A 12,428-nucleotide genomic window follows, 5' to 3' on the forward strand; every position below is an offset into this window, starting at 1 on the left:
CAGCGACATTAGATTACCGTGGGCCTGCGGCCCTCGCAATGACGAGGCGCGCTTGCGCCATCGCGCGGGTTGAGGTTAACGGACCCGATGAACCAGATCAGCAACAGCGGCGCCGAGCGCCTTCAGCGGCGCATGGCGCGGGGTGCGGCGTTCCTCGGCAGCGAGATCGCGGTGATGGGCGGGGCGATGTCCTGGGTGTCCGAACGCAACCTCGTCGCGGCGATCTCTAATGCCGGCGGGTTCGGGGTGATCGCTTGCGGGGCGATGACCCCCGAGCTGCTGGATGCCGAGATTGCCGGCACCAAGGCGCTGACGTCGAAGCCGTTCGGCGTCAACCTGATTACCATGCACCCGCAATTGTTCGATCTGATTGCGGTGTGCGCGAAACATGAGGTCGGGCATGTCGTGCTGGCGGGCGGGCTGCCGCCGGCGGGATCGCTCGATGCGATCAAGGGCAATGGCGCCAGGCTGATCTGCTTCGCGCCGGCGCTGGCGCTGGCCAAGAAGCTGATCCGATCGGGGGTCGATGCGCTGGTGGTCGAGGGTATGGAGGCCGGCGGACATATCGGCCCCGTCTCGACCAGCGTGCTGGCGCAGGAGATTCTGCCCGAGGTCGCCGAGCAAGTGCCGGTGTTCGTCGCCGGCGGGATCGGGCGCGGCGCGGCGATCGCGGGGTATCTCGACATGGGCGCGGCGGGCGTGCAGCTCGGCACGCGCTTCGTCTGCGCGACCGAATCGATCGCGCACGCGAATTTCAAGAAGGCGTTCATCCGTGCCTCGGCGCGCGATGCGATCGCCAGCGTACAGATCGACCCGCGGCTGCCAGTGATCCCGGTGCGCGCGCTCAAGAATGCCGGCGGCGAGCTGTTCACCGCCAAGCAGCGCGAGGTGGCGCAAGCGCTCGACGAGGGCAAGGTCGAGATGGCCGAGGCGCAATTGCAGATCGAGCATTACTGGGCCGGCGCGCTGCGCCGTGCGGTGATCGACGGCGATGTCGAGCATGGATCGGTGATGGCGGGCCAATCGGTCGGCATGGTGACGAAGGAGGAGCCGGTCGCGGCGATCCTCGCCCAGTTGATGGACGAAGCGGCGCACGCGCTGGAGAAAAGAGTGGCCTGAGGTGCGGATCGCCAAGGTCGTCGCGATGCACGCGGCGAGACGCTGTGTTAGTCACCTGACTCTGAAGTTTCCCGCATAAGTTCGTCATGCTGAACTTGTTTCAGCATCCATGGTGCGACCTTGAACATCTCGCGCGGCGCCCATGTTGGTCCATGGACCCTGAAACAAGTTCAGGGTGACGACTTCTCATGAGGCGAACTTCGATGCTGCGGACCCCAACCTTGGCTAACGCCTCGTTAACCATTTGCGCCGATCATCCGCGTTGCCGGGGGGAGACGAGGAGGTTTGGCATGGCGATCGATCGCAAGGTGCTCGCTGGTTTGGCAATCGGGCTGATCGCACTCAACGGCTGCGCGGCGCGGCATGGGGAGGTGGCGTCGGTGCCGGCGCCGGTGCAGGCGCCGCTCGCGCCGATGCCGCAGCCCCCGGCCGGGGCCTATGCCGGGATGACGGTGCCGGCGCGGCTGGCCGACGGCAGCTATGCCACGCCGAACAACGGCCTCGATGCCGGGTCGACGGTATGGCATGTACGTGTCGCGCTCAATGTCGCAGCACTTGGCTGTCGCGGCGCCGAGGGGCAGGCGATCACCGCCGGCTACAATGCCATGCTGAGCCGCGACAAGGCCGAGCTCGCGCGCGCCAACGCGGCGACGATCAAGGCCAAGGGCGGGCAGGCGCGCTACGACGCGGCCATGACCCGGCTCTACAATTATTTCGCGCAGCCCGGCGCGCAGCAGGCGTTCTGCGCGGCGGCCGCCAGGGTTACGAGCGAGCTGGCCGGTTTCGGGGCACTGGGCAGCGCGGCGCCGGCGGCGCTGGCCGAGCTCGACCGGCCGTTTACCGATTTCTATCGCGCCTATGACGCCTATCGCGTCGAGCTTGCGCAATGGCAGGCCGATCGTCTGCAGCGCGCCACCCGGCCGCTCGACGAAACACCGCGGATCGCCTTTGCGGCAGCAGCGCCGGTCGGGGCCGGCAATGTACCGCATCTGAAGGTCGATCCGGCGATTTTTCGCATGCCGTAGGAAGGCTTGAACCGCCGATCAAGATTGGCGCAGCTTCGCGCAATCTGGTAGCGACGGATCATGCCCGTATCCGCCGCCGCATCCGCCCGCGAAATCCTGGTGCGTCTGCACGACGTGATGGGCTCGCGCGCCCGCGCGCCGGAGAAGCTGGGCGCGGTGGTCAACATCATCGGCGAGGCGCTGGATAGCGAGGTCTGCTCGATCTATCTGCTGCGTGACGGGGTGCTGGAGCTGTTCGCCACGCGCGGGCTGAACCAGAGCGCTGTCCACGTCACCAAGCTGGCGCTCGGCCAGGGCCTGGTCGGCACGATCGCGAAGAATGTCGAAACGTTGAACCTCGACGAGGCGGCGGCGCATCCCGATTTCGCGTTCCGCCCCGAAACTGGCGAGGAGCTGTTCCACAGCTTCGCCGGCGTGCCGATCATCCGGCGCGAACAGGCGGTCGGTGTGCTCGCCGTGCAGCATGTCGATCCGCGGCGTTACGAGGACATCGAGATCGAGGCGCTGCAGACGGTGGCGATGGTGCTTTCCGAGCTGATCGCCAATGCCGACCTGATCGACGAGGCGCAGGGCGGGCCCACGCAACCGCAGCCGACTGCGGCGGTGAGCCTGACGGGGCTCAAGCTGGTTGAGGGCATGGCGCGGGGCTATGCGGTCTATCACCAGCCGCGCATCACCATCGAGCATACCGTCGCCGAGGATATCGAGGCCGAACGTCACCGCGTCTATGCCGCGTTCGACAAGATGCGCGAACAGATCGATCGCATGGCGAGCCAGGCCGAGTTCGGCGTCGGCGGCGAGCATGACGACGTGATCGAGACGTACAAGATGTTCGCCTATGACGAGGGCTGGAGCCGGCGGATCAACGAGGCGATCGATTCGGGGCTGACTGCCGAGGCAGCGATCGAGCGCGTGCAGCAACGCACGCGGATGCGGATGCGGCAGATCGACGATCCGCTGCTCGCCGATCGCATGCACGACCTGGAGGATCTGTCGAACCGGCTGCTCCGGATCGTTTCCGGGCAGATGGGCACGGCCGCGCAGATGGGGTTGCGGCAGGACACGATCCTGATCGCACGCAACCTGGGGCCGGCCGAGCTGCTCGAATACGACCGGCGGCGGCTGAAGGGCGTGGTGCTCGAGGAAGGCTCGCTGACCGCGCATGTGACGATCGTCGCGCGGGCGATGGGCGTGCCGGTGCTCGGCCGGGTGCGCGACGTGCGGCGGCGGATCGCCGAGGGCGACCTGCTGTTGATCGATACCGGTGCCAGCACGGTATTCGTGCGGCCGACGGCGGCGATCGAGGAAGCGTTCGAAACCAAGCTGGCGCTGCGCCAGAAGCGCCGCGCCGCCTTCGCTGCACTGAAAAACGAAGCGCCGGAAACGCGCGACGGGCATCGGGTAACGGTGATGGTCAATGCCGGGCTGCGCGACGATATCGCCGCGCTCGACCTGACCGGTGCCGACGGGATTGGCCTGTTCCGCACCGAATTCCAGTTCCTCGTCTCGGCGACGCTGCCGCAGCGCGAGCGCCAGCAGCGGCTCTATCGCGACGTGCTCGATGCGGCAGGAGAGCGGCCGGTGGTGTTCCGCACCGTCGATATCGGCGGCGACAAGGCGCTGCCGTATCTGAACGGCGACGAGCATGACGAGGAGAATCCGGCGATGGGCTGGCGCGCGCTCAGGCTCGCGCTCGAACGCGACGGGCTGATGAAGGCGCAGGCGCGCGCGCTGATCGACGCGGCGGCGGGGCGGCATTTGAACGTCATGTTCCCGATGGTTTCCGAAGCCTGGGAATTCGACGAGGCCAAGGCGCTGTTCGAGGCACAGCGCGCCTGGGTCGAATCGCGCAACCGCAAGCTGCCGCTCGACATCCGCTACGGCGCGATGCTCGAAGTGCCGGCGCTGGCCGAGCAGCTCGACCTGTTGCTGCCCAAGATCGATTTCCTGTCGATCGGCACCAACGACCTGACGCAATTCCTGTTCGCCGCCGATCGCGCCAACCCGAAACTCGCCGAGCGCTATGACTGGCTGAGCCCGTCGATCCTGCGCTTCATCCGCCGCGTCGTCGGCCCGGCGCGCGAGGCGGGCGTGCCGATCGCGGTGTGCGGCGAGATGGGCGGGCGGCCGCTGGAGGCAATGGCGCTGATCGGGCTGGGGGTCGAGCGGCTGTCGATCACCCCGGCGGCGGTCGGGCCGATCAAGGCGATGATCCGCTCGCTCGATCGCGGCGCGCTGATGGAGCGGATGGCGGGCCTGCTCGCCGCGCCGCCGCGCGACATTCGCGGCACGCTGGCGCGCTGGGCGGCCGAGGCGGACGTCGAACTGGCATGATGGGGCCGGTGCCGTTCCGGTTCGGTTATGGCTGAACCACAATGATTCTGGCGGGTCGGCGCCGCATCACAAGCGCCGTTGACAGTAAGCGTGGCCTTTGGGACACAGCGAGCGCAAACGCAGGAGCCACGAGGGGTCGCATCCCTCCTGCCGGAGACGTGAATGACCGATGCCGAGGCCAATGGGCCTGCCAACCGTGCCGATCCGTCGCCCGTGCCACAGGGGGCTGGCGATCGGCTGCGCGCGGCGCGCGAGGCGCAGGGGCTGAACCTCGCCGATATCGCGGCGCGGACGCGGGTCCCGATCCGGCACCTGGAAGCGATCGAGAGCGGCGATTACCGCGAAATGCCGACGCCGACCTATGCGATCGGCTTTGCCAAGGCCTATGCCCGGGCGGTGGGCGAGGACGAGGTGGCGATCGGACGCGACGTGCGCGGGCGCACCGCGGCGATTTCCGCCGAGCGCCAGGAATATCAACCCTATGAGCTCGATGATCCGGCGCGGGTGCCGCCGCGCGGTCTGGCGCTGATCGCGGGCGTGATCGGCGTGATCTTGCTGATCGGCGCACTGATATGGCTGGGATCGGGCTGGTTCTCGGGCGGATCGCAACCCGCGACGTCCGACGAGATCGCCGCTGCCCCGGCCCCGGCCCCGACCGCCACGCCGATGGTGACGCAGCCGGTGCCGCAGGCGGCCGGCCAGGTGACGCTGACCGCGCTCGATCGCGTGTGGGTGCGCGTCCACGATGCGGCGGGCAAGACGCTATTCCAGAGCACGATGAACCCGGGCGACACGTTCGCTGTGCCGGCTGATGCCAATTATCCCGAGCTCACCGTCGGCCGACCCGACCAGTTGCGCATCAGCCTCGACGGCAAGGCGCTGGCGCCGCTGGGATCGGGGGCGCGGCCGATGAAGGACGTGCCGATCGACGCCGCCGCGCTTGCCGCTCGTCCGGCCGCGGCGCCGGGAACCGCCGCGCCGGTGACGACGCCGACGCCTGCGTCGAGCCCGACGGCCGCCGCATCGAGCACGCCGGCGCCGCGCAAGACGCCGGCCTCGGCCGCCGCGCCCAAGCCGAAACCGGCGGCGAGCAAGCCGCCCGCGGCATCGGCCAAGCCGCAGAACGCGCAACAACTGCCGCCGCCGAGCGGGATTTACTGAAGCCATCCCCATTCTTAAGGCTGGCGACAGGCGTGGCGTGTCAGCTATACCCGCGCCAATTCGCAGCCTTTACGGGAAATTCACCATGCGCCCATTCCTCGTCGCCGCGGTCGCCGTTCTGGGGATCGCCGGCAGCGCCGTTCCGGCCTTCGCCCAATCGGACATCCCCGGCCGTGTCGACCGGCTCGAGCGCGAGATGAACGCGGTGCAGCGCAAGGTCTTCCCCGGCGGTGCGGGGCAGAATTACATCCAGCCGCAGATCACGCCCAGCCAAGCGCAGCAGGACACCGGCTACGGCACGCCGGCATCGAGCCCGCTGACCGACCTGTCGTCGCGCGTGACCTCGCTCGAACAGCAGATGAGTTCGATGACCAACACGGTGGAGGAGACGCAGCACCGGCTCTGGGTGCTCGAGGATCAGTTCAACAGCTACAAGCAGGTCACCGACCAGCGGCTCGCCGCGCTGGAAGGCAAGGGCGGCGGGATCGGCGCGCCGGCCAGTGGCGGCGCGACGCCGATCGACAGCCCGCCGCCGTTGGGCGGGCCGGTAGCCGATGCCGGAAGCGATGCGTCTGCCGGCACCGGCGGCGTTGAAAAGCCGAGCACCGGCGATCCGGAAGAGGACGCCTATATCTATGGCTACCGATTGTGGGCGGCGAAGCAATATCCGGCGGCCGAGGCGCAGTTAAAATCGGTGGTCGAGAAATATCCGAATACACGCCGGGCGAGCTATGCGCAGAACCTGCTCGGGCGATCGTATCTCGACGATGGCAAGCCGAGCCTCGCGTCGATTGCTTTCTACGACAATTACAAGAAGATGCCCGATGGCGAACGCGCACCGGACAGCCTTTATTATCTCGGTCAGGCGCTAATGAAGCTCAACAAGCCGGCGGATGCCTGCAAGGTCTATGACGAGCTGAGCGACGTCTATGGCGACAAGATCTCGACGGGCATGAAGGCCGACATCACCGCTGCCCGCCGCACCGCCCAGTGTAAGTGACCAAGGCGGTCGATCCGGCCGACGCGAGCCGGCTCGCGACGCATTTCGAGCGGAACTTCGACCGGAAGCCCGATGCCGGGGCGCCGCTGGCGCTCGCGGTGTCGGGCGGGCCGGACAGCATGGCGCTGCTCGCGCTCGCTGCGGCGGCGTGGCCGGGGGGCGTGATCGCGGCGACGGTCGATCATCGCCTGCGCGCCTCGGCGGCGGACGAATGCGCGATGGTGGCGGCGGCGTGCGCCGGGCTGGGCGTGCCGCACGCGACGCTGGTGGCGGACGCCTTTCCGGACGGCGCCAGCCTGCAAGCGCAGGCGCGCCACCTTCGTTACGCGCTGCTGATCGACTGGGCAGCGCAGGCCGGCGCGATGGCGCTGGCGACGGCGCATCAGGCCGACGACCAGGCCGAGACCTTCCTGATGCGCGCGGCGCGCGGCGCGGGGCTCTCCGGGCTCGCCGGGGTGCGCGCCTCACGGAAAGTGACGGCCAGCGACGGGCGGGCGTTGCTGCTGGTGCGGCCGGTGCTCGACTGGCGGCGCGCCGAACTGCGCGCGATCGTGCGGCGCGCGGAACTGCCGTTCGTCGACGACCCCGCGAACGATGACCCGCGCCACGACCGGACGCGGTTCCGGCGCTTGCTCAATGAGCATGAGTGGCTCGATGCGCCGCGCATCGCGCGCGCCGCCGCGCACCTTTCCGAAGCGGACCGGGAATTGCGCGCGATCGCGGACTGGGTGTGGGCCGAGCGGGCCCGGCAGGGGCGGGGCGGGACGATCAGGATCGACATGGCCGGATTGCCGCGCGGGCTGCGGCGGCGGTTGGCGCTGCGCGCGATCGGCGCCGTGCGCGCGGCGGCGGGGGTCGATCGGCCCGACTGGTCGCCCGACGCCAATATCGAACCGCTGCTCGATGCGCTCGATCGCGGCAAGGCGGCGACGCAGGCGGGCGTGCTGGCGCGGCCCAAAGGCGACTTGTGGAGATTCGGCACGGCGCCGGCGCGGCGGACGGGATAGGGCGAATCGACATTCAGAACGCAGCGTTGGCCTTGCTTTGGCTTGACCGCGGTCAAGACTGAATGTCGGTCGGCTCTAGTCGCCTGAATCTCGAGTTCGCATCATGAGTGCCGTCATGCTGAACTTGTTTCAGCATCCATGGTGCAACGCCGACCGCCCCGCTTGGCGTTGATGGAGCACCATGGACCCTGAAACGAGTTCGCCGGTGACGGCTCGATCTTGATGCCGCGGAGTTCGTTCCCACCGCACCATGGCCGGCAAACCCTACACCCGGACGGGGCGTGGCTGATGGCCGGGATCGCCGAACACGCGGCGATAGCGGGCGATTTCGGCGGGGTCGCCCGAAGCCTTGGACGGATTGTCGGAGAGCTTGACGGCGGGGCGGCCGTCGGCGCTCGTCACCTTGCAGACCAACGAGATCGGATCGAGATCGGCATCGTGCTCGGGATCGCAGCCGCGGAAATCGTTGGTGAGATTGGTACCCCAGCCGAAGCTCATCCGCACCCGGCCGTGGAAGTGGCGATAGACCTGCTCGATCGACTCGACGTCCATGCCGTCGGAGAAGATCAGCAGCCTGGTGCGCGGATCCTGCCCATGCGCCTGCCACCAGGCGATGATTTCCTCGCCGGCCTCGATCGGCGGCGCGCTATCGGGGCGGAAGCCGGTCCAGCCCGCCAGCCAATCTGGCGCGTTGGTGAGGAAGGCGGTGGTGCCGAACGCATCGGGCAAGGCGATCAGCAGGTTGCCGCCGTAATGGCGCTGCCAATCCTCCAGCACGCGATAGGGGGCACGCGCGAGCGCCGCGTCATCGCCACCGGCGAGCGCGGCCTCGACCATTGGCAGCTCGTGGGCGTTGGTGCCGATCGCTTCGAGATCGGCGTCCATCGCCAGCAGGACGTTGGAGGTGCCGATGAAGCGGTTCCCAAGCCCTTCCTTCAACGCCTCGACGCACCAGCGCTGCCAGAGAAACGAATGGCGCCGCCGGGTGCCGAAATCGGACAGGACGAGATCGGGAAGCTGGCGCAGCCGCTCCACCTTCTCCCATAATTTGGCCTTGGCGCGGGCGTAGATGACATCGAGCGCGAAGCGGCCGCGATCACGCAGCGCGGCGCGCGAGCGCAGCTCGTTGATGATCGCCAGCGCCGGAATCTCCCACATCGTCGTGTGCGTCCAGGGGCCTTCGAAGCGGAGCTCATACTGGCCGTCGACGGTGCGCAGGTCGTAATCGGGCAGGCGGAAATCGGCGAGCCAGGCGATGAAATCGGGCGCGAACATCTGCGTCTTGCCGTAAAAGGTGTTGCCGGCGAGCCAGATCAGCTCCTTCTTGGTGAAACGCAGCGTGCGGGCATGATCGAGCTGCGCGCGCAACTCGGCCTCGTCGATCGCCTGCGCCAGGCGGACGGCATGGCTGCGGTTGATCAGCGAGAAGGTGGCGGTGACGTCCGGATGGACGTGGCGAATCATCTGCAGCATGAGCAGCTTGTAGAAATCGGTATCGAGCAGGCTGCGGACGATCGGATCGAGCCGGAAATTGTGATTGTAGGTACGGGTAGCGATATCGGTCACGGCCATGCAGGCGCTTTCGGGCAGGATTGTTCGGTGCCCATCGCTTTCGCAGGAAGCGCTGCCGGATGGCAAGCAAACCACGCCGAAAGGATATCCGGCGTGTGATGGCCACGATCGATCAGAGACTTCGCGATTGTTCCATTGCCATTAACCTCCATGCGCCTATCTTGGGTGCGAAAGGTACGACAGCGCGCATGGACGACAACAAGCAGAACGGCCCCGGCAATGAAGGCGGCGGCGGCAACCCCTGGATGAAGCAGCTGCTGATCTGGGCGGGCATCCTGCTCGCGCTGGCGCTATTCGTCGGGCTGATAAACGGCCGTTCGACGGAGACGGCGGGCACCACGATCCCCTATTCGACCTTCCTCGACAAGGTGCAGGACGGATCGGTGCGCGCGGTGAATGTCGGCGACGGCGTGATTACCGGCACCTATTCCAACGACGATCACTTCCGGACCTACACGATGGCCGATCCGGAGCTGACCGACCGGCTGCGCAAGGCGGGCGTGACGATCAACGCGCAGCCCAAGGACGAGCCGTCGATCTGGATGTACCTGCTCTATAATTCGCTGCCGTTCATCCTGTTTCTCGGCATCGCCTTCTTCGTCGTGCGTCAGATGCAGAAGAATTCGGGCTCGGGCGCGATGGGCTTCGGCAAGAGCCGTGCGCGGATGCTGACGCAGAAGGAAGGCAAGGTCACCTTCGACGACGTTGCCGGCATCGACGAGGCGCGCGAGGAATTGCAGGAAATCGTCGAGTTCCTGAAAGACCCGACCAAGTTTGCGCGATTGGGCGGCAAGATACCCAAGGGCGCGCTGCTGGTCGGCTCGCCCGGCACCGGCAAGACCTTGCTCGCCCGTGCGATTGCGGGCGAGGCTGGTGTGCCGTTCTTCACCATCTCCGGCTCGGATTTCGTCGAGATGTTCGTCGGCGTCGGCGCAAGCCGCGTGCGCGACATGTTCGAACAAGCCAAGAAATCGGCGCCGTGCATCGTCTTCATCGACGAGATCGATGCGGTCGGCCGCTCGCGTGGCGCCGGGCTGGGCAACCAGAACGACGAGCGCGAGCAGACGCTCAACCAGTTGCTGGTCGAGATGGACGGCTTCGAGGCGAACGAAGGCATCATCATTATCGCCGCCACCAACCGCCCCGATGTGCTCGATCCCGCGCTGCTGCGGCCGGGCCGCTTCGACCGGCAGGTGACGGTGCCGCGGCCCGATATCGAGGGCCGGGTCAAAATCCTGCAGGTCCATATGAAGAAGGTGCCGCTGGCGCCCGACGTCGATGCCCGCGTGATCGCGCGCGGCACGCCGGGCTTCTCGGGCGCCGACCTCGCCAACCTCGTCAACGAGGCGGCACTGCTCGCCGCGCGCAAGGGCAAGCGGCTGGTGGCAATGGCCGAATTCGAAGAGGCCAAGGACAAGGTCATGATGGGCACCGAGCGGCGCTCGATGCTGATGACCGAGGACGAGAAGCGGATGACCGCCTATCACGAGGCGGGCCACGCGATCGTCACGCTGCACGAGCCGGCATCGGACCCGATCCACAAGGCGACGATCATCCCGCGCGGGCGCGCGCTGGGCATGGTGATGCGCCTGCCCGAGCGCGACCAGAATTCGATGCACCGCGACCAGATGTACGCGCACCTGTCGATCGCGATGGGCGGCCGCGTCGCCGAGGAGCTGATCTTCGGTTACGACCGGGTGAGCTCGGGCGCTTCGGGCGACATCCAGATGGCGACGCGGCTGGCGCGCTCGATGGTCACGCAATGGGGCATGTCCGACGCGGTCGGACCGCTGGAATATGGCGATTCGGATGAGAGCTATCTCGGCTATTCGATGTCGCGCCCGGCGCACATGTCGAACGAGACCGCGCAGCTGATCGACAAGGAGATCAAGAGCCTGGTCGAAGGCGGGCTGGCGCGCGCGCGCAAGGTGCTGACCGAGCATATCGACCAGCTGCACGCGCTGGCCAACGCGCTGCTCGAATATGAGACGCTGACCGGCGACGAGATCAAGAAGCTGATCGCCGGCGAGCCGATCGAGCGCAACGACGGACCGGCGGCGGGCATGCAGCCGGTGCCGGCGGCGGGCACCTCGATCCCCAAGACGCGGCGCCCGTCCGGGCCATTCGGAACGCCGAAGCCCCTCGGGGCTTAGAAGGCGGTTCCGAGTCTCAGGTCGCCGCGCTGACCGGGGTGGTGCGCGCAGCGGCGGCTGCCGGTACGCGCTTCGCGGCCTTGCGGGGCGGGGATAGCTCGATCGCGGCGGCTTGCGGGGCATCCTCGACCGGATAGCCGAGCGCGCGTAGATCGAAGCCGCGCGACCTTTCGAGCCGGGCGTTGCTTTGCGCATAGCGCTGCCGGATGAAGGCGAGCAGGCGCTTGCCGAGCAGGCGATCCGCGCGTGCGCGCCCTTCGATACGCGCCGTCGCCTCGAGAGCCACCCGGCGCAGCGCATAGAAGCCGGGAATATCGATCAGATAACGCTTGTCGGCGACCGAGCGCGCGGTGAACAGGCCGAGCACCCGTCCGATCGCGATCGTGACATGGCCGAACGAACGATTGGGCTTCTTGTCGTGGATGCCATTGCGATCGACCGTCAATCCCGATGCGGAAGCGATCGCATCCAGAAAGGCATCGGGATCGGTGCGCAGCTGCTCATACGGCAGGACGAGCACGTTCTGGCGACCGAACAGGCTGTCATAATAGGCGATCAGCCGATCATATTCGAAATGGCCGAAGCCGAAGCGCGGCGCCTTGAACGGGTGGCTCAGCGCGCCGCGCCGGCGCGTTTGCGAGAACAGGTAGTTGCGGATGCTGGCGGTGCCGCCGGCGCGGACATATTGCACGTAGCTGGCCGCGATCATGCTTGGCTGCGCGCGGATCGCGATGACGATCAGCGCGTCGGGCAGCACCGCCTTTATGCGGCGCGCTACCTCGGGTGCCATCAGGCCGTGAAGGCCGTTGTTATGGATATAGCCGCTGAGATTCTCCTCGCAGATCACCGGCGGGCGCGGATCGGCGGGATCGGCGAGCTGGCGGGCGGCCTCGACGGCATCGAAGGCGAGGCCATCGGGAGCGAGAAGCGCCTGCTGCGCGCGATCGCGGCCAATCCAGCGGTGGCTGGTCGCGCGCGGATAGACCTGATTCTGAAACCAGGTCGTCGCGGTCTTGTGATAGCCGATATGGACAATCGCGCGCACGGCGTCTCCCTC

The 12,428-nt window shown here is 67.4% G+C and carries 9 protein-coding genes; 7 read left to right on the forward strand and 2 right to left on the reverse strand.

Features of this window, described 5'->3' with window-relative positions:
* Positions 1 to 87 precede the first annotated feature (87 nt).
* The 6 genes from K7G81_RS02245 (at position 88) to tilS (ending at position 7,646) form a co-directional block, all read left to right on the forward strand.
* A complete protein-coding gene (locus tag K7G81_RS02245; protein WP_223029102.1) occupies positions 88 to 1,119 on the forward strand; it encodes an NAD(P)H-dependent flavin oxidoreductase in 1,032 nt (343 codons plus the stop codon).
* A 290-nt stretch (positions 1,120 to 1,409) separates the two neighbouring features.
* Entirely contained in the window at positions 1,410 to 2,144 is a 735-nt protein-coding gene (locus tag K7G81_RS02250) for a hypothetical protein (RefSeq protein WP_255586486.1), read from the forward strand.
* A gap of 60 nt (positions 2,145 to 2,204) precedes the next feature.
* The gene (gene ptsP, locus K7G81_RS02255; RefSeq protein WP_223029103.1) at positions 2,205 to 4,478 is read left to right on the forward strand and encodes a phosphoenolpyruvate--protein phosphotransferase; all 2,274 of its coding nucleotides are present in this window, start codon (positions 2,205 to 2,207) and stop codon (positions 4,476 to 4,478) included.
* A 162-nt stretch (positions 4,479 to 4,640) separates the two neighbouring features.
* Positions 4,641 to 5,639 carry a helix-turn-helix domain-containing protein gene (locus tag K7G81_RS02260; protein WP_223029104.1) on the forward strand — a complete coding sequence of 333 codons (999 nt, stop codon included), beginning with the start codon at positions 4,641 to 4,643 and terminating at the stop codon, positions 5,637 to 5,639.
* 85 nt (positions 5,640 to 5,724) lie between these two features.
* A complete protein-coding gene (locus tag K7G81_RS02265; RefSeq protein WP_223029105.1) occupies positions 5,725 to 6,639 on the forward strand; it encodes a tetratricopeptide repeat protein in 915 nt (304 codons plus the stop codon).
* The gene (gene tilS, locus K7G81_RS02270; RefSeq protein WP_369412009.1) at positions 6,636 to 7,646 is read left to right on the forward strand and encodes a tRNA lysidine(34) synthetase TilS; all 1,011 of its coding nucleotides are present in this window, start codon (positions 6,636 to 6,638) and stop codon (positions 7,644 to 7,646) included. Before K7G81_RS02265 ends, tilS begins: the two co-directional genes overlap by 4 nt.
* A gap of 264 nt (positions 7,647 to 7,910) precedes the next feature.
* On the opposite strand, the gene pncB is transcribed toward tilS, so the two are convergent.
* Positions 7,911 to 9,218 (reverse strand): nicotinate phosphoribosyltransferase, encoded by a 1,308-nt coding sequence (pncB, locus tag K7G81_RS02275; protein ID WP_223029106.1) that lies wholly within the window; start codon positions 9,216 to 9,218, stop codon positions 7,911 to 7,913.
* 188 nt (positions 9,219 to 9,406) lie between these two features.
* Here pncB and ftsH point away from each other — a divergent pair, with 188 nt between their 5' ends.
* The gene (gene ftsH / locus K7G81_RS02280) at positions 9,407 to 11,371 is read left to right on the forward strand and encodes an ATP-dependent zinc metalloprotease FtsH (RefSeq protein ID WP_255586487.1); all 1,965 of its coding nucleotides are present in this window, start codon (positions 9,407 to 9,409) and stop codon (positions 11,369 to 11,371) included.
* A 16-nt stretch (positions 11,372 to 11,387) separates the two neighbouring features.
* On the opposite strand, the gene K7G81_RS02285 is transcribed toward ftsH, so the two are convergent.
* The gene (locus K7G81_RS02285; RefSeq protein WP_223029107.1) at positions 11,388 to 12,416 is read right to left on the reverse strand and encodes a sulfotransferase; all 1,029 of its coding nucleotides are present in this window, start codon (positions 12,414 to 12,416) and stop codon (positions 11,388 to 11,390) included.
* Between the last annotated feature and the right edge of the window lie 12 nt (positions 12,417 to 12,428).

Origin of the sequence: Hephaestia mangrovi (genome assembly GCF_019880555.1) — a bacterium.
GTDB classification, from domain to species: Bacteria; Pseudomonadota; Alphaproteobacteria; order Sphingomonadales; family Sphingomonadaceae; genus Sphingomonas; species Sphingomonas mangrovi.